The 22,943-nt window shown below is 65.3% G+C and carries 25 protein-coding genes; 10 read left to right on the forward strand and 15 right to left on the reverse strand.

Translation table 11 applies throughout. The features are described from left to right. Nucleotides 1–88 precede the first annotated feature (88 nt). The 3 genes from GRX03_RS06740 to GRX03_RS06750 all read right to left on the reverse strand — a co-directional run bounded on the left by GRX03_RS06740 (nucleotide 89) and on the right by GRX03_RS06750 (nucleotide 2,291). On the reverse strand, nucleotides 89–670 hold the full coding sequence (locus tag GRX03_RS06740; RefSeq protein ID WP_159763440.1) for a DUF2150 family protein: 582 nt from the start codon (nucleotides 668–670) through the stop codon (nucleotides 89–91). A gap of 55 nt (nucleotides 671–725) precedes the next feature. Then, a complete protein-coding gene (locus GRX03_RS06745) occupies nucleotides 726–1,763 on the reverse strand; it encodes a saccharopine dehydrogenase family protein (RefSeq protein WP_159763441.1) in 1,038 nt (345 codons plus the stop codon). A 63-nt stretch (nucleotides 1,764–1,826) separates the two neighbouring features. Further along, complete coding sequence (locus tag GRX03_RS06750) at nucleotides 1,827–2,291, reverse strand: YbaK/EbsC family protein (RefSeq protein ID WP_159763442.1); 465 nt, start codon at nucleotides 2,289–2,291, stop codon at nucleotides 1,827–1,829. A 239-nt stretch (nucleotides 2,292–2,530) separates the two neighbouring features. On the opposite strand from GRX03_RS06750, the gene GRX03_RS06755 reads away from it, so the two are divergent. Both GRX03_RS06755 and GRX03_RS06760 read left to right on the forward strand, forming a co-directional pair. Next, complete coding sequence (locus GRX03_RS06755) at nucleotides 2,531–2,773, forward strand: hypothetical protein (protein WP_159763443.1); 243 nt, start codon at nucleotides 2,531–2,533, stop codon at nucleotides 2,771–2,773. Beyond that, on the forward strand, nucleotides 2,770–5,034 hold the full coding sequence (locus GRX03_RS06760) for a CDC48 family AAA ATPase (RefSeq protein WP_159763444.1): 2,265 nt from the start codon (nucleotides 2,770–2,772) through the stop codon (nucleotides 5,032–5,034). The genes GRX03_RS06755 and GRX03_RS06760 overlap by 4 nt, the downstream gene beginning before the upstream one ends. On the opposite strand, the gene GRX03_RS06765 is transcribed toward GRX03_RS06760, so the two are convergent. From GRX03_RS06765 to GRX03_RS06780, 4 genes are all read right to left on the reverse strand, one after another. Next, on the reverse strand, nucleotides 5,035–5,214 hold the full coding sequence (locus GRX03_RS06765) for a hypothetical protein (RefSeq protein ID WP_159763445.1): 180 nt from the start codon (nucleotides 5,212–5,214) through the stop codon (nucleotides 5,035–5,037). Nucleotides 5,215–5,289: 75 nt separating this feature from the next. Further along, nucleotides 5,290–5,754 carry a GNAT family N-acetyltransferase gene (locus tag GRX03_RS06770; RefSeq protein WP_159763446.1) on the reverse strand — a complete coding sequence of 155 codons (465 nt, stop codon included), beginning with the start codon at nucleotides 5,752–5,754 and terminating at the stop codon, nucleotides 5,290–5,292. 27 nt (nucleotides 5,755–5,781) lie between these two features. After that, nucleotides 5,782–5,979 carry a hypothetical protein gene (locus tag GRX03_RS06775; RefSeq protein WP_159763447.1) on the reverse strand — a complete coding sequence of 66 codons (198 nt, stop codon included), beginning with the start codon at nucleotides 5,977–5,979 and terminating at the stop codon, nucleotides 5,782–5,784. Nucleotides 5,980–6,110: 131 nt separating this feature from the next. Then, the gene (locus GRX03_RS06780; RefSeq protein WP_159763448.1) at nucleotides 6,111–6,521 is read right to left on the reverse strand and encodes a hypothetical protein; all 411 of its coding nucleotides are present in this window, start codon (nucleotides 6,519–6,521) and stop codon (nucleotides 6,111–6,113) included. Nucleotides 6,522–6,777: 256 nt separating this feature from the next. Between GRX03_RS06780 and GRX03_RS06785 the strand changes: the two genes are divergently transcribed. Further along, a complete protein-coding gene (locus GRX03_RS06785; RefSeq protein ID WP_159763449.1) occupies nucleotides 6,778–6,972 on the forward strand; it encodes a cold-shock protein in 195 nt (64 codons plus the stop codon). Between the two features lie 41 nt (nucleotides 6,973–7,013). Here the strand turns inward: GRX03_RS06785 and GRX03_RS06790 are convergent, their stop codons facing one another. After that, nucleotides 7,014–8,144, reverse strand: coding sequence for a serine hydrolase domain-containing protein (locus GRX03_RS06790; protein ID WP_159763450.1), 1,131 nt, complete (start codon nucleotides 8,142–8,144; stop codon nucleotides 7,014–7,016). Nucleotides 8,145–8,190: 46 nt separating this feature from the next. Beyond that, complete coding sequence (locus tag GRX03_RS06795) at nucleotides 8,191–8,646, reverse strand: DUF5814 domain-containing protein (protein ID WP_368278130.1); 456 nt, start codon at nucleotides 8,644–8,646, stop codon at nucleotides 8,191–8,193. A gap of 84 nt (nucleotides 8,647–8,730) precedes the next feature. On the opposite strand from GRX03_RS06795, the gene GRX03_RS06800 reads away from it, so the two are divergent. After that, complete coding sequence (locus tag GRX03_RS06800) at nucleotides 8,731–9,465, forward strand: SDR family oxidoreductase (protein ID WP_159763451.1); 735 nt, start codon at nucleotides 8,731–8,733, stop codon at nucleotides 9,463–9,465. A 16-nt stretch (nucleotides 9,466–9,481) separates the two neighbouring features. Here GRX03_RS06800 and GRX03_RS06805 read toward each other — a convergent pair whose 3' ends face one another. The 3 genes from GRX03_RS06805 to GRX03_RS06815 all read right to left on the reverse strand — a co-directional run bounded on the left by GRX03_RS06805 (nucleotide 9,482) and on the right by GRX03_RS06815 (nucleotide 12,075). After that, on the reverse strand, nucleotides 9,482–10,621 hold the full coding sequence (locus tag GRX03_RS06805; RefSeq protein WP_159763452.1) for an acyl-CoA dehydrogenase family protein: 1,140 nt from the start codon (nucleotides 10,619–10,621) through the stop codon (nucleotides 9,482–9,484). A gap of 47 nt (nucleotides 10,622–10,668) precedes the next feature. Then, the gene (locus GRX03_RS06810; protein WP_368278132.1) at nucleotides 10,669–11,313 is read right to left on the reverse strand and encodes a ribonuclease HI family protein; all 645 of its coding nucleotides are present in this window, start codon (nucleotides 11,311–11,313) and stop codon (nucleotides 10,669–10,671) included. A gap of 114 nt (nucleotides 11,314–11,427) precedes the next feature. Further along, nucleotides 11,428–12,075, reverse strand: a complete 648-nt coding sequence (locus tag GRX03_RS06815) for a class I SAM-dependent methyltransferase (RefSeq protein ID WP_368278134.1) — start codon at nucleotides 12,073–12,075, stop codon at nucleotides 11,428–11,430. Nucleotides 12,076–12,210: 135 nt separating this feature from the next. Between GRX03_RS06815 and GRX03_RS06820 the strand changes: the two genes are divergently transcribed. The 5 genes from GRX03_RS06820 to GRX03_RS06840 all read left to right on the forward strand — a co-directional run bounded on the left by GRX03_RS06820 (nucleotide 12,211) and on the right by GRX03_RS06840 (nucleotide 19,104). After that, complete coding sequence (locus GRX03_RS06820) at nucleotides 12,211–13,518, forward strand: acetamidase/formamidase family protein (protein ID WP_159763453.1); 1,308 nt, start codon at nucleotides 12,211–12,213, stop codon at nucleotides 13,516–13,518. Nucleotides 13,519–13,619: 101 nt separating this feature from the next. After that, nucleotides 13,620–14,648 carry an LLM class flavin-dependent oxidoreductase gene (locus tag GRX03_RS06825; protein WP_159763454.1) on the forward strand — a complete coding sequence of 343 codons (1,029 nt, stop codon included), beginning with the start codon at nucleotides 13,620–13,622 and terminating at the stop codon, nucleotides 14,646–14,648. Between the two features lie 48 nt (nucleotides 14,649–14,696). After that, nucleotides 14,697–17,372, forward strand: coding sequence for a DNA mismatch repair protein MutS (mutS, locus tag GRX03_RS06830; RefSeq protein ID WP_159763455.1), 2,676 nt, complete (start codon nucleotides 14,697–14,699; stop codon nucleotides 17,370–17,372). 50 nt (nucleotides 17,373–17,422) lie between these two features. Further along, on the forward strand, nucleotides 17,423–18,088 hold the full coding sequence (locus tag GRX03_RS06835; RefSeq protein WP_159763456.1) for a hypothetical protein: 666 nt from the start codon (nucleotides 17,423–17,425) through the stop codon (nucleotides 18,086–18,088). Nucleotides 18,089–18,150: 62 nt separating this feature from the next. Continuing rightward, nucleotides 18,151–19,104: an alpha/beta fold hydrolase gene (locus GRX03_RS06840; RefSeq protein ID WP_159763457.1), complete on the forward strand. Its 954-nt coding sequence runs from the start codon at nucleotides 18,151–18,153 to the stop codon at nucleotides 19,102–19,104. Nucleotides 19,105–19,150: 46 nt separating this feature from the next. Here GRX03_RS06840 and GRX03_RS06845 read toward each other — a convergent pair whose 3' ends face one another. Then, nucleotides 19,151–19,789 carry an HD domain-containing protein gene (locus tag GRX03_RS06845; RefSeq protein ID WP_201289193.1) on the reverse strand — a complete coding sequence of 213 codons (639 nt, stop codon included), beginning with the start codon at nucleotides 19,787–19,789 and terminating at the stop codon, nucleotides 19,151–19,153. A gap of 97 nt (nucleotides 19,790–19,886) precedes the next feature. On the opposite strand from GRX03_RS06845, the gene GRX03_RS06850 reads away from it, so the two are divergent. Then, nucleotides 19,887–20,927 carry an NAD(P)-dependent alcohol dehydrogenase gene (locus GRX03_RS06850; protein WP_159763458.1) on the forward strand — a complete coding sequence of 347 codons (1,041 nt, stop codon included), beginning with the start codon at nucleotides 19,887–19,889 and terminating at the stop codon, nucleotides 20,925–20,927. A gap of 4 nt (nucleotides 20,928–20,931) precedes the next feature. On the opposite strand, the gene epsC is transcribed toward GRX03_RS06850, so the two are convergent. Then, entirely contained in the window at nucleotides 20,932–21,804 is an 873-nt protein-coding gene (gene epsC, locus GRX03_RS06855) for a serine O-acetyltransferase EpsC (protein WP_159763459.1), read from the reverse strand. 232 nt (nucleotides 21,805–22,036) lie between these two features. Then, nucleotides 22,037–22,849, reverse strand: coding sequence for a carbon-nitrogen family hydrolase (locus GRX03_RS06860; RefSeq protein ID WP_159763460.1), 813 nt, complete (start codon nucleotides 22,847–22,849; stop codon nucleotides 22,037–22,039). Nucleotides 22,850–22,943: the final 94 nt, after the last annotated feature.

A 22,943-nucleotide genomic window follows, 5' to 3' on the forward strand; every position in this document is an offset into this window, starting at 1 on the left:
TCGAAGCGGTTCGTAGAGTCGTCATCGGACAGCGCCTGACGTGCGAGGAGACGGTGTCCTATCGGGCGGGAGAAAGAGCGCGCGGGAGTTATTCGTCTTCTTCCTCGACGACTTCGGGGTCTCGCATCGCCGTCTGGAGGCTATCGATGCCGTTGACCCACTCCGCGACGAGGCCGAACTCGAGTTCGTCGGCCATCCCGATGTCCATCTCCTCGCCCGCGATGACGAGCGTGCCGGCCTGCACGCAGTAGCCGAGCGCCGCGTCGAGTTCCTCCTCCTGTTCGGCCTCGGCGGCGGCCTCGACGTACTCCTCGATGGTGCCCTCCTCTGCCGGGCCGCCGACGACGTACTCCTGGGCGGAGTGGAAGACACACATCAGCGAGGTCTGGACGCCGTCGATCAGCATGGCCTTCTCCTCGTCCTCGAACTCGACCTCCGAGAGGACGACCTGCTGGATGTCCTCCAGTTCCGACAGCGCGGTCTCCTCGTCGAGTTCCCCCTCGTCGAAGTCGGTGATGATCTTCGCGACCGCGATGGCGGTATCGTCCTGTAGATTCAACAGCAGGCGCGCGGAGTCCTCGTCTTCGGGGTCGATCTCCTCCTCGCGTAATCGCTCGATCCAGTTTTGCCACCGTTCGTCCGTGTAGTACTCCCGCGGCTCGTTGCTCATACTCATCGGTACGTCCCTCTTGGGTTATTACTTTCGACCCGCTGACTCGACAGAATCACTCGTCGACGAACCCCTCGATGTCGTCGAGTTCCAGCACGAAGTTCGGATCGAACGCCGACGCCGGCGTGTGGTATCCGGGCGGGGCCGTCCCGTCCTCGAACCGGGAGAGTGCAGTCGTCGCGGCGTCGACAGTGAGTGTGTACGGTTCCGGGGTTTCGAGCCGGGAGACCACCGTCTCCTCGCCGTTCGTGGCTTCGCCCCAGACGTACGCGCGGTCGGAGCCGCGCTGCTGTTCGGTCGGGCCGTCGAAGAGTCCGCGCGCGAGCGCCTGTAGTCCGCGTTTGATCGGACCGACGCCGAGAACCCCCATCGCGGGAGCGGTCACTCGGAGGAGTCGGGCGACACCTTCGGGCATCGGCGTGTACACCTCGATGTTTTCGATTCCCGTCGTGTAGTACGCCGTCGACACGTCTCCCCACGGGATGGTGACAGCGTGGCGCGGCCCGCGGCCGAAATCGATGGTTCGCTCCGCGGATGCGACCGGCACGTCGACAATTCGCCCGTCTCGGCGGACCTTCCCGCCGCCGCTCGCGTGTTCGAGCGCCGACGCGACCGTGCCTCCCGAGACCGCGCTCAGCGCGTCGAACCCCAGACGTAACTCAGTCGCGTCGGGTAGTCGCTCGTGGAGGTGGCCGGCGAGACAATCGGTCGGGACGACATCGAATCCGGCCCCCGGGAGGAGACAGATGCCCGCTTTCTCCGCCTCGCGGTCGCGCTCGGCAAGCGCCTCGAACACCTCGAACTCGCCGGTGATGTCCAGATAGTGTGTCTCCGTATCGAGACAGGCCTCGACCAGTGGCTCGTAGGTCCGTGCGAACGGCCCGGCGCAGTTGAGCAGCGCGTCTACGCCGTCGAGGTGGTCGGCGGCGTCGTCGGTATCGAACACGCGCGCGTCCGCTCCGACCATCGTCGCCAGTCCGCGGGTCTTCGTCCCGTTGCGGCCGGCGACGACGATGTCCAGGCCCCTGTCGCGTGCCTCCTCGACGATCAGTTCCCCGGTGTAGCCGTACGCGCCGTAGACGAGGGTTGTCATGGCACTCGGTTCGGCCCACCCGATGAAAAACCCCCGCGCAATCTGGTCGTGTGTCGGGAGCGCTCACTCGACGACGTCGACGGCGGTCGCGTCCGCGCACGCGAGCAGGTCGTCGGGGTCGATAGGGAAGACCGCAGTCGGCGCGCCAGCGGCCGCCCAGACGGCGTCGTACTCGGTGAGCGTCTCGTCGAGGTAGACCGGGACGGTGGTGTCGTGGCAGAACGGCGGGACACCGCCGACTTCGTAGCCGAGGGTCTCCTCGACCTCGTCGGGGGTCGCCATCCGGGCGGTGTGGACGCCCCGAACTGTCGCCAGTTTCCGCGTGTCGACGCGGTTCGCCCCGCTCGTGACGACGACGACCATCTCGTCTGCGATCAGGGCAATCGAACTGGCGATCTGTGCGCGGTCACAGCCGATTGCCGCCGCGGCGTCTGCGGCCGTCTCGGTTCCGGCGGGAAAGTGTTCGATGTCGGCGTCGATGCCGTGTTGTTCGTGGAGACACTCGGCAAAGCGGTCAGCATCGCTCATACCCGATCCACGAGCGCCAGCTACGTATACTCTCAGAGAGACCCCCAATCAGATCGCCACTCACCGCCGCTTCGCCGTCTCCTCGAACGCGGACGGTACGCGGGGCTCGGATGTCGTTTTGCGATAATTTTATATATAGCCATTCTGAACCGCAATCAGTCCAGTCTGAAAACAGTATATAACAGTTCCGCCGAATTTGCGACAACTTTATATACTTTGGTCAATTACTTGTAGTTAGTATGAGAGTGAAAGAAGAGCTGGAACAGCGAGGGATCGAAGTCGTCTCCCGCGAGTACGGGGACCACCGCGAACTGATCGCAGATTTCGGCCCGACAGAGGATATCTCCGTCGACGTCGTCGGGGACACTGTCATCGTCGTCACCGAGGATGAGACCTACGACGTCGAAGTCGACGGTTCCGCACAAGCGTTTATCAAAAATGGAATCCTTACCATCGAACTGAATGAGGAGGGTCAAGCATGAAACTAACCGTCAAACCACTGAAACAGAAGGACGCGGGCAGAGGGCTCGCCGCGATCGACCGCCAGGCGATGGCCGAAATGGAACTGGAAAACGGCGACTACATCATCATCAAAGGTGACTCGGGCCGCACCGTCGCCCGCGTCTGGCCGGGTTACCCGGAAGACAAGGGCAAGGGGATCGTCCGGATCGACGGGCGACTCCGCAAGGAGACCGGCACCGGGATCGACGACACCGTCACCGTCGAGAAGGCGGACGTTCAGCCCGCGACCGCGGTGACGGTCGCGCTACCCCAGAACCTCCGGGTTCGGGGTAACGTCGGCCCGATGATCCGGCAGAACCTCAGCGGGCAGGCGGTCACCCAGGGCCAGACGGTTCCCGTCTCCTTCGGCCTCGGACCGCTGTCGTCGATGTCCGGCCAGCAGATTCCGCTGAAAATTGCCGAGACCGAGCCAAGCGGCACGGTCGTCATCACCGACTCGACCGAAGTCGAAATCAGCGAACAGCCGGCCGAACAGCTCTCGGAGGAGACCGCGGAGGAACGCGAGACGCCCGACGTGACCTACGAGGACATCGGCGGCCTGGACGACGAACTCGAGCAGGTCCGGGAGATGATCGAGCTCCCGATGCGTCACCCCGAACTGTTCCAGCAGTTGGGTATCGAGCCGCCGAAAGGCGTCTTGCTACACGGCCCGCCGGGCACCGGGAAGACGCTGATGGCCCGTGCCGTCGCGAACGAGATCGACGCGTACTTCACCGACATCTCCGGGCCGGAGATCATGTCGAAGTACTACGGCGAGAGCGAGGAGCAACTCCGTGAGGTCTTCGACGAAGCCTCCGAGAACTCCCCGGCCGTGATCTTCATCGACGAGATCGACTCCATCGCGCCCAAGCGCGGCGAGACTTCCGGCGACGTCGAGCGTCGGGTCGTCGCTCAGCTGCTCAGCCTGATGGACGGCCTCGAAGAACGGGGTCAGGTGATCGTTATCGGCGCGACCAACCGCGTCGACGCCATCGATCCGGCGCTGCGCCGCGGCGGCCGCTTCGACCGCGAGATCGAGGTCGGCGTCCCGGACAAGGAAGGCCGCAAGGAGATCCTGCAGGTCCACACCCGCGGGATGCCCCTGGTCGACGGGATCGACCTCGACCAGTACGCCGAGAGCACCCACGGCTTCGTCGGCGCGGACATCGCCCAGCTCAGCAAGGAAGCGGCGATGAACGCGCTGCGACGTATCCGTCCCGAACTCGACCTCGAAGAGGACGAGATCGACGCCGAAACCCTGGAGAAACTGCAGGTCACCGAAGAGGACTTCAAGCAGGCGATGAAGGGCATCGAGCCCTCCGCCCTGCGCGAGGTATTCGTCGAGGTCCCGGACATCACCTGGGAGGACGTCGGCGGACTCGAAGACACCAAGGAACGGCTCCGGGAGGCCATCCAGTGGCCCCTGGAGTACCCGGAGGTCTTCGACCAGATGGATATGCAGGCCGCCAAAGGCGTGCTCATGTACGGTCCGCCGGGCACCGGGAAGACCCTGCTCGCGAAGGCAATCGCCAACGAATCACAGAGCAACTTCATCTCGATCAAGGGACCGGAGCTGCTCAACAAGTACGTCGGTGAATCCGAGAAGGGCGTCCGCGAGGTCTTCGAGAAGGCCCGCGCGAACGCACCGACGGTGGTGTTCTTCGACGAAATCGACTCCATCGCGGGCGAGCGAGGCCAGCACAGCGGCGATTCCGGCGTCGGCGAACGCGTCGTCTCGCAGCTACTGACCGAACTCGACGGCCTCGAAGAGCTGGAAGACGTGGTCGTGATCGCCACGACCAACCGGCCGGACCTGATCGACCCCGCCCTCGTGCGGCCGGGTCGACTCGACCGACACATCCACGTGCCGGTGCCCGACGAGGAGGCTCGCCGGAAGATCCTCGAAGTGCACACCCGCAACAAACCGCTCGCGGACGATGTCGACCTCGACGACCTCGCGCGCAAGACGGACAGCTACGTCGGTGCCGACCTCGAAGCCCTGGCCCGTGAAGCCTCGATGGCTGCCACCAGGGAGTTCATCGGCAGCGTCGACCCCGAAGACGTCGACGACTCCGTCGGCAACGTCCGCATCACCGCGGAGCACTTCGACAAAGCGCTGTCGGAGGTCTCCGCGAGCGTCGACGAGTCCACCCGCGAGCGCTACGAGCAACTCGAAGAGCAGTTCGGAAGCCGCGAGCCCGACAGCCCCGACGAGGGGACGGTCAGCCGCACCTTCCAGTAACTACTCCCCGGGTTCGACTACCCGTTTGGTGATCTGCTCGCTGACGTACAGTCCGATGCCCGCGAAGACCGTCGCGACGACGAGTTCGACCGGCCCTGGGGGCTGGCCCAGCAGCGTCACGATCACGGCGTAGACGACCATCAGAATCGACATCGACACGAGAAAGCGCCACGCTTCCATACGTGTGCTGTGGTGGCCGCACGGATTGATTTTTGGATTTCCGGCCTCGCCCCGACCGCCGGGGCGGGCTGACGATCAGAGCGATTTCTCCAGGACGATTTCGTCGTACTCGCGGTACGAGAGCGGATACTCGCCGACCTGTTCGTAGCCTCGGTCCCGGTAGAACGACGGCAAAAACGGGTGATTTTCCGGCGTCGTCAGCCGCACCGCAGAGTGGTCGCGTTCGGCGGCGACCTCTTCGGCGCGTTCCAGCAGTCGGCTCCCGATTCCCTCTCCCTTCCGCTCCTCGTGGACGGCGAGCCGGCTGATTTTGACGTGATCCTCGTTCGTTTCGAGGCGAACGCCCCCGACAATCTGCCCGTCGACGGTCCCTACCAGAAGCTCGTACCCTTCGAGCCAGCCCTCGACAGTGTCGGCCGTGGCTGTCTCGGCCTTCGCGGGGAACCCCAGCTCCCGGTTTGCCGCGTACGCGCTCCGATAGACGGACGCGAGAGCGTCGGTATCAGTGGGCTCCGCCCAGCGGATGCTGAGAGCGGTCATGAGAGTTCGTTCAGCGTGAGCCGCGGGCTATCGGTCGCTTCCCTCACCGGTCATCAGGTCGACATCTGCGTCGCGCTCGTCGTTCAGAAATTCGGGGCCGCTGTCGGTGTCTGTCTCCTCCGTCGCGCTCGGTCGCCACTGGTAGTTCTCGTCGATAAAGTCGCCGTACAGCTCCTCGACTGGCTCCTCTTCGAGATGCTCCGTCGACATGTACACACAGTACATATACCACCGATATGTTGGACTAGAGACGCTTAACTGTTCCTCCCAGAGAGTTCCCCGGCCCCGTCATCCGAGGGACGAAGGCTCGGAAAGTCCGTACAACGGGACAGCAGATTCCGGTCTCGGCCGGAACGTTACTGCGGATTCGTCGTTCGGCCCCTGTGCTTGCCATACAGATAGACCGGGAACAGAATCGTGAGCAGTCCGAGGATCGACAGAAAGTTGAGACCGCCGGCGAAGAAGCCGAGGCCGATAGCATCTCGCAGCGAGCGACCGGCAGCGAGATTGCCCACGACGCCGATACCGACCAAACCGAGGAACAGGCCCCGGAGGAGGCGAATCTGACTGGGCGTGCCGAGGATCACCGCCAGGAACAGCGTCGAGACGACGAGGAACATCGGAACGCCTCCGATCACGCCGTAGTAGAGCCCCGTCAGGGGTGACCCGGTTCTGAGCGCACCCATCACAGTCGCCACGCCGACGACGAGCAGAAACAACACGGCGAGTTCGCGGCGGAGGGCGAGTAGCTTCTGTTTCGGGCCCATATATGTAGATCACACACCACTGGAAAATATATTTCGCTCGACAGCTACGGTCCGGCATCGAGTAGCACCGATGGCGCGTTCCGGTGATACCACACAAAAACAGGCGTATGTCTTGGGTACCATTTGAAATCGAGAGGTAATCAGGCCAAATTTTTAGTTTTGTCTCGTATTTAGAGTTATCTGGGTTATCCTACTCCCACAGACTGAATACTCATTCAAAACTCTTAAGTACTAACCTGACGTTTGTCTATTCGCAATGGTAAACGGTAAGGTGGATTTCTTCCACGACACAGGCGGTTACGGTTTCATCGATACGGACGATTCCGACGAAGACGTTTTCTTCCACATGGAGGACGTTGGCGGCGAGGATCTAAGTGAAGGTACAGAGATCGAATTCGAGATCGAAGACGCACCGAAGGGTCCGCGCGCGACCAACGTCGTTCGACTCTAATTCGGGATTTTCTCGTCGCCTGACGGCGACACCTAATTCAACTACTCGATCACTAACCGAACAGCGTCGCTCATGGCGTTGACCCTGGCGGCGTGTTCGTACGATTCCTCGCGGATCCCGTTGGTCACGTACGCGAAGCCGACGTTGAGATCGGGATCCGCCCAGCCGAAGTTGCTCCCGAGTCCAGCGTGCCCGAAGGTCGACTCCGTACTCACCGTCCCGAACATGTCGTTCGCGAGGCCGCCGACCCAGACGCCGAGGCCGTACCGGGCGGGCCGACTCAGGGTGCCGTCGGAGTCGGTCTCGGCGTGGACCTCGCCGGCGTGTTCGATTGTCTCCTCCTCGAGTAGGTCGACACCGTCGAGGCTGCCGCCGTTGGCGAGACAGCCGTAAAAGCGGGCCATGTCCCGGGCCGTGCTGATCCCGTTCGCTGCGGGGATGACCGCCCGCTGCAGGGCGGGGTCGTTGAACTGCGCGGCCGAATCCGAGGCCGGGATACCGAGTCCCTCGCCGGGGCTCCGGCAGCGGTCGAACTCCTCGAAGCCCGACAGCGTCGCGACCTCGTCGGGGTCGCCGTCCTCACCGAGCCCGATCGAGGTATCGTCCATGCCAAGCGGCTCGAACACCCGTTCTGCGACGACATCCCGGACGTTGTCGCCGGTGACGCGGTTGATCAGTTCGCCTGCCAGCCAGCCGTAGTTCGTCGTGTGGTAGGCGGGCTGTTCGCCCGGCGGGAAGACCGGCTCTATCTCCTCCATCGCCTCGACGACGGCGTCCCAGTCGGTCCACTTCTCCGGCTGTTCGTCGAGTTCGCCGAACGGAACCCCGGCCGTGTGCGAGAGGACGTGTTCGACCATGATCTCGGCTTTCTGCGTGCCTTCGTCGGCAAACTCCGGCCAGTACTCGATCAGTCGGTCGTCGTAGGCCAGTTCGCCCTCCTCGACGAGCTGGTGGACCGCGACACCGACGTACGGCTTCGTACAGGAGAAAATAATGTGTCGCTGGTCCTCTGTCGTCTCCTCGCCGTCGGGGCCGGTCGTTCCGCCCGCGAAACTGGCGACCAGTTCGCCGTCGGCGTAGACCGCAAGTTGTGCGCCGTGATGGAGGCCGACATCCAGTTGTCGCCGGAAGGCCCCTCGCAGTCGCTCGCGTTCGTCGTCTGTGAGTGACATACCGCATACTCCGCAGGACGTGAGTTAAAAGTACGGACGCCGGCAGCTATCGAACAAGATTCTCCCGGACGGCGCGGATCTGCTCGCTTGCCTCCGTCTGTCCGTCCACGTCGGCGAGCGTTTCGGCGGCTTCGAGCGTCCGGACGGAGCTATCCAGAAAGGAGAGAATGTCGCCCGGGTAGGCGTACAGCATGTAATCGTCGCCCATCACGTCGACGATGGCGTCGGGACCGAGCCCCTGTTCGCGGAGTTCGAGCAGGTAGCGGGTGAACTTCCGTTCGGGACAGCCACAGTGGGGGTTCGACTCGCAGTCACAGTCGAGGAAATCCTCCGCGAAGTCGAGAATCCGATCCCGCGTCGCGTCGTCGAGTTCGGCGAGTCCGTCGCCCTGATAGAGAATATCCATCGTCGCGCCGTTGAACGCGCCTTTGGGAAAGGAGGTCTCCATCTGGGAGACGATCTGCTGGTGGTTTTTCAGATAGATTTTGTCGGTGATCGCCACGGGTAGACGACAGTAGTCGTCCGGGGCGCAAAAACAGTCCGATTCCGCACAGCATACAAATCACCCGGGGTCGAATAGGGGTGTATGACGACGCTGGAGGGAGAGACGGTTATCGTAACGGGTGCAAGCGCGGGACTGGGCGAGTCGATGGCCAAACGATTCGCACGCGAGGGTGCGAACGTGGTGTTGACGGCCCGTAGCGAGGAGAAACTACACGCGGTGGCCGAGGAGGCCGACGGTGAGACGCTCGTCGCGCCCGCGGACGTGACCGAGGAATCCGAGGTCCGAGCCGTCGTCGATGCGGCCGCCGAGGAGTACGGAGAGATCACCGGTCTCGTAAACAACGCCGGAATCGGGCTGTTGAGTATGTACGGCGGGGGGATGCCGCTGCACGAGGTCGACACCGAGGACTTCAGAAAAATCGTCGACGTGAACATCACGGGCGTGTTCCTCTTCTCGAAGCACGTCGTCCCCGAACTGATCGACGCCGGGCGCGGCAATATTATCAATATCTCCTCCGGATTCGGCCGGCGGGCGGCCCCCAATTTCGGCCCCTACGTGGGGACGAAGTGGGCGCTCGAAGGAATCCTCCGGACGCAGTCGATGGAACTAGAAGACGAGGCGATCAACGTCAACGGCCTCGATCCGGGCGGACGAGTGGATACCGGTTTCTGGGATCAACTCCCCGAGGAGGAGCGCGAGGGGATTCTCGACCCGGACGTGATGGACGACGCCGCAGTCGCGCTACTCGCGCAGGGACCCGACGGGATCACCGGCGAGTCCCTCTCGGCGCAAGATTGGGAGACGAAACTGCTGTGAGCGGGTAGGCTCTCCCCTACCCCGGGTGATCCTGGTAGACGGCCTCGCCGAGCGTGTCCTTGTGGCCCTCGTTCGGACCGCCGGCGATGGTCAGTAGCTTCGCGTCGCGGAGATACCGCTCGACGTGGTGTTCGCTCGTGTAGCCGATACCGCCGTGCAGTTGCGTCGCCGTGTTGGCGTTGTCGACGGCTGCCTGCGTCGCGGAGATTTTCGCCATGCTGAACTCCCTGGTCGTATCGAGATCCCTGTCGGCGCGGTCGGCCGCGCGCAGTGTCAACAGCCGTGCCGTGTCGACGCGCTCTGCCATCTCCCCGACCTCCCACCTGACGCCTTGGTGGTCCGAGATGGGCCGGCCGCCCTGCTCGCGCTGGCTGGTGTACGCGACGGTATCGTCGAGGGCCGCGCGAGCGATGCCGACGCCACGGGCGGGGACGTTGATCCCCGTCTGTAGTCGACCGCGCTGCACGTAGCCCTCACCGACCGGTCCGATCCGATTGTCGTCGGGGACTCGAACGTCCGAGAGGGTCGCCCGCGGTGACTTGACCGTTCGGGCGCCGAGCGTGTCCCAGACCTCCTCGACCTCGAACGCCTCCGTCGGGACGAGGAACGCGGTGACGTTGTTCGGACGCTGGCCGTCCGGGCCGGTCTTCGCGTACGTGAGCACGTAGTCACCGTGTAGGAAATTCGTCAACCACTGTTTGTGGCCGTTCAGAATCCACTCGTCGCCGTCTCGCTCCGCGGTGGTCTCCATATCGAGTTTGTTGCTCCCGGCGTGTTCCTCGCTCAGTCCGAGCACACCGACCGTCTCGTAGGCGGCCATCGACGGCAGGAACCGCTCGCGCTGGTCGTCGGTGCCGAACCGCTGGATGGCCTCCGCGACGCCGAGATGGAGTGCGAGCGCACTGGCGACGGGCATCAGGGCAGCGGCCAGTTCCTCGGTCAGAACCGCGAGTTCGACCATCCCCTCTCCCTGTCCTCCGTAGCGCTCCGGAAGGGTCAGTCCCGCGTAGCCCCGGTCCCCGAGTTCGTCGAGAATCTCGGTCGGATGCTCGCCGGCCCGATCCAGTTCGATAGCCTCGGGCTTGATCCGCTCCTGTGCGTACGTCCGGACCTCTTCGCGGAGTTGTCGCTGGTCCGCTGTTAGCTGGAATCGCATCTACGACAACCCTGCGGGAGGAGCGGCAAAGAACTTTGCCGGCCCGATCAGCCCGGGCCGAGCGCGGCGATATCGGCTCCGACCGTGGCGCGGGCGTCGGCCGGGTTGGGATCGCTGTCGACCAGATGGGTCCACTCGTGTGCGGAGAGCGCCGAGAGGTGATCGCTGATCGCCGCGCCGTACGGTTCGATTGGCTCGCCCTCCTCGCCCCAGATGGCGTCGACGACCGTCATCGAATCGATCCGAACCTCGACCGAGGCCGGATCGTGGGGAGCCAGCGCGTCCAACCCGAGTTGGAGGGCCGCGTACTCGGCGATGTTGTTGTCCGCCCGGGTGCCGACGGGACGACCGAGTGTGGCGACCGTCGTCTCGTCGACGATTATCACCGCGCCGGCACCGGCCGGGCCCGGGTTTCCGCGCGAACTGCCGTCGACGTACAGGACCACCTCTCGGCCGGCCGCCTCTGCTCCGGCGGTCGATTCCGGTGGGCCGCCAGCGAGCACGTCCTCGATAGCGGCGCGAATCTCTCCGTCCGTCGTGTCGGGCCCGAACAGGCCGCCGTGGCCGTCGACGGCGTCGTCAATCGCGTCGATAGCCGGGGCCATCTCGTAGCCGTACAGCGCCAACACCGCGTCGACGCGCTCGGCCAGCGGCGAGAGCGTCTCCGCCGGTAGTCGGTTCGGTCCGCTCACGACCGATCCCTCCGACGCCGTTCGGTCATTGCACGAGTAGTTGTGGTCGAGCGAATAAAAACCCAGTCCGAAGGAACACGTGTCCGTCTCTCTTCCCGAACGCCGACCTGCATTCTAGCGATCAGTGACGGTCGGACGCTCTCCACGGGCGACGTATATCGAGCCCAGATGGTACTCCTCGACCGTCGCCTTCTCGAAGGCAGAATCCATCGCCGCGGGAACGTCGATTTCGGGCCGCCAGTCGGTGAGAGCCCTAAATGCCGGTTTCACGATGGGGTTGGACAGCGATAGCGGGAGTCGCTGGAACGGCCGGGCGTCGAGGACGGCGAGTCGTCCCGCCGGCCCGAGGCTGGCCGCCGCCGCCTCGACCGCCGCCGCCGGGTCGTCCATCGCGCTGAGTGACATCGCGGCGTAGGCGGCATCGAACGACTCCGCGGCGACGCCTGGACGCGTCGCCTCCCCCCGGATCACGTCGACGTTCTCCCAGCCCGCGGCTGCCACGCGCCCTGCGGCCTGGTCGACCATTCCGTCGCTGTAGTCGACGGCGACGACACGGCCTTCCGCCCCAACAGCCTGGCGCAACGGCGCCAGGGAGTTCCCGGGACCGCAGCCGAGTTCCAGCACGCTGTCGCCGGCCTCCAGATCCAGCGCCGCGATGCTCCGCCGTCGGAAAGTCCGTTCGCGGCCGAGGAAGACGAACCCGTACAACCCTCGCAGCGCCCACTGGTTGCGGCTCCACCAGTCGTAGGTCCCCCGCGTCACGTTCCGCTCCACCGAGCCTGAGTGCTCATCGGTCTGTATTGGGGCCACCCCGGTTTAGTTCACCCTGGTCGAAGCCTGGTTCTGGATTCCGCCAGCGGCAGGATTATTGGGACGACGCCCCAGTTATGACGTGTTATGTCACAACAAAGTGTCCAAGACGAACTGTACGTCGATCAGTACACGCTCGGGCTGGTCGGTCCGGACCAGGAGTGGGCCGGTACCGTCGCGGACGGGGGGACGATCAAAACGTACACGCCGCCGGGCTGTTGGGGCCCGATGGTCACGCCGTCGTTCAGAGGCGGCCACGAGGTGACGCGGCCGATCCGGGTCGAAGGGGCATCGGTCGGGGACGCAATCGCCATCCACATCCGCGACGTCGAGGTGACGAGCATGGCCACCAGTACGGGGTCGATGGACGAACGCGACGAGGCCTTCGGCGACGACCCCTTTGTCGACCATCAGTGTCCGGAGTGCGGGACGACCTGGCCGGATTCGGTCGTCGAGGGGACCGGCGAGGACGCGATCAAGTGCGCGGAGTGTGGGGCGAACGCCTCCTCCTTCGGCTTCGAGTACGGCTACACGGTGGCGTTCGACCACGAGAACGCGGTCGGCCTCACGCTCGACAAGGAGGGTGCCCACGAACTCGCGACCGACGCCGAGGAGGTGATGGACATCCCCGAAAACGCCCGCCAGCACCCCATTCTGCTGTACGAACCCGACGGCATGCCGGGGACGCTCGGCCGACTCCGCCCCTTCATCGGAAACATCGGGACGACGCCGTCGGTGACGATGCCGGACTCGCACAACGCGGGCGACTTCGGACAGAACCTCATCGGTGCCGACCACGAGTACGGGGTCGAGACCGAGGAGGACCTCGAAAAGCGCACCGACGGCCACATGGACATCCCTGAGGTCCGTCCGGGCGCGACGCTGATCTGCCCCGTCGACGTCGAGGGCGGCGGAATCTACGTCGGCGACCTCCACGCCAACCAGGGCGACGGCGAACTCTCGCTGCACACGACAGACGTGAGCGGCAACGTGACCCTCGATGTCGAGGTCATCGAGGACCTCGAACTCGACGGGCCGGTCCTGCTCCCGAACGAGGAGGATCTGCCGTTCATCAGCAAGCCGTACAGCGACGAGGAGCGCGAAGCGGGCCGAAATCTCGGGGAGGAACACGGCGTTTCGGTCAAGGAGGACATGGGTCCGATCCAGGTGGTCGGGTCCGGTGCGACGGTCAACGACGCCACTCAGAACGCCTTCGACCGGGCCTGCGAGTTGCTCGACATGAGCGAAGGTGAAGTCCGCGGCCGGTGTACGTTCACGGGCGGCGTACAGATCGGACGGCTCCCGGGCGTCGTCCAACTCGACATGCTCGCTCCGCTCGACGTGCTGGAAGACCGCGGTTTCGCTCACCTGGTGCGCGACCAGTACGATCTGTAAGGGCGCGGTCTCGGGCGTCCTCGCCACGATGTCCGGCATCCGCTGGGGATTCTGAGGACTATCTTCGGAGCATCTATCACCGGCGGACACCGAACAGACGTATGAAACTCTCCGCTGTCGACCTCTCTCCGGTCCCCGAAGGGGGGACGGCAACAGAGGCCTACGAGCAGACCGTCGAGGCGGCACAGCAGGCCGAACGGCTCGGGTTCGAGCGGTTCTGGGTGGCCGAGCACCACGGGATGGCCGAGACGCTGGCCGGGACGACGCCCGAGGTTCTGCTGGGCTCTCTCGCCGCCGAGACCGAGTCGATCCGACTCGGCTCCGGGGCCGTGCTGCTCAACCACTACAGCCCGTTCAAGGTCGCCGAGCAGTTCGGTACGCTCGACGGACTCGCCCCCGGCCGGATCGACGCGGGTCTCGGGCGGGCCAACGGCTCGCCGGCCGCGGACAGAGCGCTGGGGACGAGCAGACGGGTCGCCAACCCGGACGAGGACCACGCCGAGAAAATCGAGGCGGTCGTCTCCCACCTCTACGACGAGTATCCGGACGGACACGCGTACAGCGACCTGGAGGTTCCCAGTTCGGACGCGGAACCGCCGGTTCCGTGGGTGCTCGGATCGAGTCCCGCCAGCGCCTCCATCGCCGCCGAACTCGGCCTGCGCTTCTGCTTTGCGGCGTTCATCCGCCCGGAGATGGCCGTCCGCTCGTTCGAGACCTACCGCGAGCAGTTCCGGCCCTCGGAACTCGGCGGGGGTATCGACGAACCCGAGGGCATCGTCGCGGTCAACGCCGTCTGTGCCGACTCCGACGAGGCGGCGGCCAGGTTGCGAGCGGTGGCCGAGGCCTCATACAAGCGGATGCAACGCGGCGTCGTCGGCACGACCCCGTCGGTCGAGGAAGCAATCGACGAACTGGGATCGGTGCCCGAACCGACGCCGTCGCGACTGGACGACGGCGAGTGGCCGCGGGCAATCTCCGGAAGCCCGGAGACGCTGTCGGGGCTGCTCGGTCAACTGACCGACCGCGTCGGCGTCGACGAGGTGATGATCCAGCACGTCCTCGGCGACCACGAAGACGCGCTCCGGTCGCACGAACTGCTCGCGGAGGGCGTCGGACTCGGCGGCCGGTAGAGCCCGGGAGATGAAAGGTATTAGTCCCCGGAAGACGGCCACATAGCTATGGATCGAGCACTGGGTCCACCGGAGAAGATGGCCGAACGGCGGGAGGATCTGACGCCGATGATGGCCCAGTACTTCGAACTCTGCGCGCAGTACGACCAGGCGCTGGTACTCTTTCAGGTGGGAGATTTCTACGAGGCGTTCTGCGAGGCCGCCGAAGTTGTCGCCCGCAGGTGTGAGATCACGCTCACTCAGCGGGAGGACTCCACCGGGGAGTACGCGATGGCCGGGATCCCTATCGACAACGCCGAGTCCTACATCGACCGACTGCTCGACGCGGGCTACCGCGTCGCCGTCGCCGATCAGGTCCAAGAGCCTGAGGAGACGACGGGCGTGGTCGACCGAGCGGTCACGCGGATCATCACGCCCGGCACCCTCACCGAGGACGAACTGCTCGACGGCGAGCGCAACAACTACCTCGCGGCGGTCGCCGCCGGCGAGCGGATCGGCTGTGCCGTACTCGACATCTCGACGGGAGATTTCTACGCGACGAGCGCGAACGACCCCGAGACCGTGGCCGACGAACTCGGCCGATTCGATCCCGCCGAGGTGATCGCCGGCCCGGACGTGCCCGCCGAGTTGGTCGAGGGGTACACCGTCAGCCCGTTCGAGGAGGAGGCTTTCGGAATCGAGCGCGCCCGCGAGACGGTAGCCGACTACTTCCAGGCGCCGGACCGACTGCTCGCCTCCGACGCGGAGATCAGCGCCTGCGGTGCCGTGCTCGCGTACGCCGAGTACGCCCGCGGCGGCACCGAGGACCGCCTGGACTATCTGAACCACCTGACGCGGTACGACCCCAGGGAGTACATGCTGTTGGACGCGGTCGCTATCGAGAGCCTGGAACTGTTCGAGCGCCGGACGGTCCACGGCCACGGGGAGGCGACGCTTTCGGGCGTCGTCGACGAGACCGCCTCGGCGCTGGGCCGGCGCGAACTCGACGAGTGGCTTCGGCGGCCGCTGATCGATCCCGACGAGATTGCCGCACGTCACGACGCCGTCGGGGAACTCCGGGACGACGTACGGACGCGCGAGCAAGTGCACGAGCAACTGCGGGATATCTACGACATCGAGCGCCTCGTCTCCCGGATCGGCCGTGGTCGGGCGAACGCGCGGGACCTCCGCTCGCTGAAGGCGACGCTGGACGTGATTCCGCGGGTCCGGGAGCTACTCGACGATCCGGAGTGTGAGAAGCTACGGTCGGTTCGCGAGCGACTCGACCCGCTCGCGGACGTGCGGACGCTGATCGACGACGCGATTCGGGAGGACCCCGACCGAGAGATCACCGAGGGCGGGATCATCAACCCGAGTTTCGACGAGGAACTGGCCGAACTGCGCGAGACCGAGCGGGCGGGCAAGGAGTGGATCGAGTCGCTGGAGGCGAGCGAGCGCGAGCGGACTGGTATCGACTCGCTGAAGGTCGGTCACAACTCCGTCCACGGCTACTACATCGAAGTGACCGACGCCAACCTCGACCGGGTGCCCGAGGACTACGAGCGCCGTCAGACGCTGAAGAACGCCGAGCGGTACTACACGCCCGAACTCAAGGCCCGCGAGGACGAGATCATCCGAGCCGAGGCCCGGGCGGACGACCTCGAATACGAACTGTTCTCGGAGGTGCGTTCGACCGTCGCAGACCGCTCTGCGGACCTCCAGGCGCTGGCCGCCGTCCTGGCCGAACTAGACGTGCTCGTCTCCTTCGCGACGGTGGCCGCCGAGCACGAGTACAGCCGACCGGTCGTCGTCGGCCCCGACGACCCCGCTGTCGATGGCATCTACGTCGAAGACGGCCGACACCCGGTCGTCGAACAAACCCAGTCGTCGTTCGTCCCGAACGACACACGCCTGAGTAGCGACGAGCGGGTCGCAGTCATCACCGGACCGAACATGAGCGGCAAGTCGACGTACATGCGACAGGTCGCGCTGATCGTGATCCTCGCCCAGGCCGGGGGCTTCGTACCGGCGAAACAGGCGCGGATCGAACTCGTCGACAGGATCTTCACGCGGGTCGGAGCGAGCGACGACATCGCGGGCGGTCGGTCGACGTTCATGGTCGAGATGACCGAACTGGCGGACATCCTGGACCACGCGACCGAGCAGTCGCTCGTCCTACTCGACGAGGTCGGTCGCGGAACGAGCACGGCGGACGGGTTCGCCATCGCCCAGGCGGTGACGGAGTTCCTCCACGACGAGGTGGGTGCACTCACGCTGTTTGCCACCCATCACCACGATCTGACGGCGGTCGCGGCGGAGTTGGAGGCGGCGACGAACCGCTACTTCGAGACCACACAGACAGCGGAGGGTGTCGTCTTCGAGCACGACCTGCTCACCGGGACCGCCGACGCCTCATACGGCGTCGAGGTGGCGGCGACGGCGGGAATCGAACAGGCGGTCGTCGACCGCGCTCGCGAGGTGTTAGCCGACGACACGCCGGACGCCCGGCCGGCCGGTGACAGGACCAACGGGCAGGCGAACCCCGACGATCCGACCGAACCTGATGCTGGTCTCGGCGCGTCTCGACCCGGCAGCGAGTCGGGGACACGTCAGCAGGCGGCCCCCGAATCGGAGGGTGGAGCGGTCGCCGAGGAGATCAGGGACGCAGATGTCGCGACGATGACACCGCTGGAGGCGATGAACCTCCTCGCGAGCCTGCAACGACGGCTGGAATCGCGGGACTGACCGGCCGGGATCCCCGGGTATTTTGAGGGCGTGCGTACAGGGTGAGAACGATGGACGACTGGCGTCGGGTCACTGGCACGCAGTTCTTGCAGGCGATCTGGACGATTCTACTGCTCGCTGTCGGGGCCGGCATCCAACTCCTCCAGCCGGTCGTCGGCGGCCTTCTGCGGCCGACGGTGTTTCTCTCGCTGAGCGCCGTGTGGATCGGCGGTCTGGTGGTTATCGCGCTGTACGACCGTCGGCACTGGAACCGGATGGTCGAGGCCTCCTCGTTCAAACCGAACACCGGGACGACGCTGGCCGACCTCGAAACGATCAAGGCCGGACGGTCGGTGACCGTCGAGACCGGGATTCCCGACGTGCTCTCACAGGCACACATGACGGTACACACCCCCGTCGAGGGCGTCAGCGCCTCTTTCACCGTGCAACTTCGGTACGTCGGTTCCGGGGGCGCCGAGGAGGGGATCCAAACCGGCACTGACGAACTCGACGACTCCTTTGTCATCCGGGGGACCAGAGAGAACGTCGGGCAGTTGCTCTCCCCGGAGATCCAGGCGATGCTGATGGACATCGACACCGTCGGCACCTGCACGATCACGGGGAGCGCGGTCGAGTACGATATTCCGTTCACGCGGCTCGAGGCGGCGGAGATCGAACAGATCGCGACGACCGTCGTCGCGCTTGCCGAGCGCGTCGAGGAACTCGCAAACGCCTGACCGGGCGGGGACGGCTCTCGCAGAAGGCTACTTATATATCCGCGTCGCCCCAAACGTGTGATATGAAACTGCGTAATATCGTGCTCGGCGCGGCCGGTGCCGTGGGTGCAACCGCGCTCTGCAACCGCGTGCTCGAATCGCGGGCCGAGGAGTTCGAGCCGTATCTCGACGGGGACCAGGGAACCTACCGGTGGCGCGGGTTCGGCGTCAGCTACACCGAACTCGGCGATCCCGCCGACGACGACCTGCTGCTGTTGCACGGTACCAACGCGGCGGCCTCGAGCCACGAGTACCGGGCGGTCGTCGAGGATCTCTCCGAGAGCTACCACCTGATCGTCCCCGACCTGCCGGGATACGGCCACTCCGACCGCCCGCCGCTTCTGTACTCCGCGTCGCTGTACGAGGCGTTCGTCGAGGACATCGTCGAGGACTTGACCGACGACCCGACGGTGGTAGCCTCCTCGCTGAGCAGTTCCTACGCGGCCGCCGCCGCCCGGAACGTCGAGATGGACCGGCTGATCTGCATCTGTCCGACGGACACCTCGATGGGGAGCCGGCAGGTCTGGTTGCGCGCGCTGCTGCGCTCACCCGTGATCGGAACCGGGCTGTACAACCTGATCGTCAGCAAACCCTCGCTGCGGTACTTCAACGCCGACCACGGCTACTACGACCCCGACAACGTCTCCGAGGAGGTCATCGACTACGAGTGGACCACCGGCCACCAGCCCGGGGCGCGGTTCGCGCCGGCGTCGTTCGTCAGCGGCTTTCTCAACCCCGAAGGATCGCTCGAAGAGCACCTCTCGAACACCGACGTGCCGACGACGTTCGTCTGGGGACGGAACGCCGACGTGACGCCGCTCTCCGAGGGGCGAGAACTCGCCGAACACGTCGGCGCGGGGCTGGTCGTCGTGGATCAGGCGAAACTGCTCCCGCACGTCGAACACCCCGAGCGGTTCGTCGAAGTCGTCGAGGGCGAACTCGACGCCGACGAGCGCGAGCAGACCGAACAGGCCTGACACCTGAAACGGTCGCGTCCGACGGCCGAAAGCGGGCGGGGCCGACTCAGCGCCGCCCGGAGACCTCAGCGTCGAACCGGGCGATAAACGAGTCGACGAACTCCCGGCGATCCGCGGCGATCTCCCGGCCGGCCTCCGTGTACATCCGGTCCGGCAGATCGAGGATCTTCTTGTGGAGGTGGTTGTACTGGGTGGAGCCGTCGGGGCGTTCGTCCTCGCCGGGTGGATTGTCGGGGTCGTAGATCACGCCGCCGCGCTCACCGCCGTAGGTGAAACAGCGAGCGATTCCGACCGCCCCCAGCGCGTCGAGATTGTCCGCGTCACAGAGTAGCTTCGCCTCTATCGTCTCCGGTCGTCGGTCGTTCGAGTAGCGGTGGACCCGTATCGCGTGGCAGATGTCTTCGGTACGGTCCGCGAGCGCGTGGCCGGCGAGCAGGTCGCGGGCCTCGCGCGCGCCCCACCGCGCGTGGTCGTCGATCTCGCCCCGATCCTCCCGAGAGCGACCGATATCGTGGAGCAACACGGCCGCTCGGAGCGTTCGCTCGTCGGCGTCGGGATACGCCGAGAGCAGTCGGTCCGCCAGCGCCTCGACGCGCTGGACGTGATGCCAGTCGTGGGCGGGGCTGGCTGTTCCGTCGAAGTACGACCGCGCGGTCGACCGGAGCGTCGCCATCTCGTCGCTCATCTGTCTACCCTCTGGACAGGAGCCGCTTCAATCGTTCGGCCGGCGGGCAAAGGGACCCGGACCCACCTTTATACAGGTCGCGGCCGATGCTGAACGTATGCGCGCGGCACGACTACACGAGTACACGGACGAGATGGGGGATGGACTCACAATCGAGGAAATCGACGCGCCGCAGGTGACGGCAAGCGACGACGTCGTCGTCGAAGTCGAGGGCGCGGGCTGGTGTCAGACTGACAACCACATCATCGAGGGGATGTGGGCCGACTACGTGCCACAGGAGTTGCCGATGACGCTCGGCCACGAGAACACCGGCACGGTCGTCGAGACCGGCGAGGAGGTCACGATCGTCTCGGAGGGGGATCAGGTGATCTGTCATCCGGTCCAGACCTGCGGCACCTGTCGGCCCTGCCGGCAGGGCGAGACGATGTACTGCGAGAACGCGGCGTTCAACGGGCTCACCACCGACGGCGGGTTCGCCGAGGAACTGCTCACGAACGAACGGGCGGTCATCCCGCTGCCGGACGGGGTAGATCCGACCGACATCGCTCCCCACGCCGACGCGGGGATCACTGCCTACCACGCCGTCAAGAAGGCAGTCGACGAACTCAACCCCGGAGACACCGCCGTCGTCATCGGCGTCGGCGGACTGGGCCACATCGGACTCCAGTGTCTCGACGCGATGAGCGCCGCCGAGATCGTCGCGCTCGATATCAAGCAGTCGGCACGGGATCTCGCGAGCGACCTCGGTGCGACACACACGCTCGACCCCGAGACACAGGACATCCCCAGCGAGATCGCGGCGCTCACGGACGACCGCGGCGCCGTCCAGGTACTCGATTTCGTCGGCGCGGACGAGACGACGGCGCTGGCCCCGGAGATCACGGCCGCGGGTGGCGACCACCACATCATCGGCTACGGCGGCCACATCCACGAGCCCTCACAGGCGCTGGTCGACGGCGAGTTCTCCTTCGTCGGCAACATCGTCGGCCGGTACGCGGAGCTACAGGAGCTGGTCGCGCTGGTCGAGGACGGCTACGTCGACCTGCACACCAGCCGGTACGAACTGGACGAGATCAACAGCGTCGCGGAGAAGTTGGAACACGGTGAGATCGACGGCCGAGCCGTGATCACGCCCTGAACAGTCACTCGGGCGGCGATTCGATCGGCTTTCGTTCCTGTTTGGGGTGTTCCGAGACGTAGACTTTCGTGTGGTCCGGGATGTCCTCGGTGACCCAGGAGTTCGCGCCGATGCTGACGTGATCACCGATAGAGATCGCGCCGAGGATCTTGCTCCCCGCCCCGATGACGACGTTACTCCCGATGTCCGGGTGGCGTTTGTACCCCTTCTTCAGCGTGTGTTCGTCGTCCTCTTCTTGCTCGAAGTGGAGCGCGCCGAGGGTCACGTCCTGGTAGATCCGCACCCAGTCGCCGATGGTGGTCGTCTCACCGATCACGACGCCGGTGCCGTGATCGATGAAGAAGTGATCGCCGATCTCGGCACCGGGGTGGATGTCGATGCCGCTTTCGGTCTTGGCGGCCTCGGTGAGTTCCCGGGCGTAGATCTCGCCGCCGCGCTCGTAGAGTTCGTGGGCGACCCGTTGGACCATGATCGCGTGAAACCCCGGATAGGCGCGGATGATCTCGATGTAGCTCTTGGCGGCGGGGTCGCCCTTGTAGGCGGCCTCGATGTCGCGTTTCAGCCGCTCGCGAATGTCGGGGAGCGCCTCGAGGACGCCGGTGATCATCTGACTCGGATAGTTGACGTACGGACAGAGGCCGCGGTAGAACAGCCGACCGATCTCGTCGAGTCGTTCCTCGACGGTCGTCTCGTCGTCGAGTAACGACCTCGCGTTCCAGCAGCGCGGGAAGAACAGTTGCTTGAGGAGATCGATCTCCTCGCACTGGTAGCGACGCCGCGGAAAGTCCGGGCAGTCCCGGGTCGGGAACTGGTCCCCGTCACGGTCGTACGAATCGAGAAACCTCGCTGCGGCGTCACCGCTGTATTCGTACTCCATATCCGATGTTGCCGGGGCACGGGTTTATGGATTCCGTCAGAAAGGCGGCGGTGGTTGGAGATGAGCAGAGATCGTGGCTGTCCGGACAGCCACGGATCCGTCCCGCGGCGGCCGAGAGTGGTGCGAGGCCGAGAGAGCCCTGGTTACCGGTCGTGACGTGAAAAGCGCCTAAACCGGCAACTGTGCGTTACGAATCCACGTAAATAAATGTCCCGGCGTGGGAGCCGACGACTCACCCGGTGCGCCGGTCACGGAGCGCCGGAAACTCCTCGCGGCGCTGGTCGACCACGTCGGGGTCGATATCTGCGACGACCAACTGCTCGCGTTCGCCCGCGCTCGCGACGGCCGTCCCCCACGGATCGTACACCGTCGACCGCCCGAGTAGCGACGCGGTCTCGAACTCACCGACGCCGTTGACGGCACCGACGTAGAAGAGGTTCTCGACCGCACGGGCCTGGGGGAGCAGTCGCCAGTGCTCGACGCGCGGGTACGGCCACGCGCTCGGGACGAGCACCAGCGTCGCCCCCTCGTCGACGAGCCGGCGGTACAACTGCGGAAACCGGAGGTCGTAACACGTCGTCATGCCGACGGTGAATCCGAGGTCGTCGACGGTGGCCACCGACTCACCCGGGACCAGCAGTTCCTGTTCGGCCGACTCGTAGCCGAACAGATGCCGTTTCCGATAGACCGCTCGTCTTGTTCCGGAGTCGTCGATGTACACCGACGTGTTCGCGTACCCCTCCTCGGCGGGCGTCTCGAATCCCCGGTCGGTCGACTCCGCCAGATCCTCGACGATAGATCCCGCACAGATCGCAATCTCGCGGTCGGCGGCGAGGGTCTGCAACTCGGTGATCGTCTCCCCGTCGAGCGGTTCGGCCTCCCGCGGGTAGCTATCGAAGGCGAAATAGCCGACGTTGAAAATCTCCGGCAGCGCGACGAGATCACAGCCTCGGGCGGCGGCGTCCTCGATCAACTCCCGGGCGCGTCGCGTGTTCGCTGTCGGCTTGCCCCCCGTAATCTCGAACTGTGCGAGCGCGAGTTTCATACCCGGCCTGTGGCGTGCCGGAGCAAAGTATGCCGGGGTTTCGCCCCACACGCGCTGTCAGCCGGGCCGAAAGTGTTCGGTTCCGGCAGCGCTG

Source organism: Halovenus carboxidivorans, from assembly GCF_009831575.1.
GTDB lineage: Archaea > Halobacteriota > Halobacteria > Halobacteriales > Haloarculaceae > Halovenus > Halovenus carboxidivorans.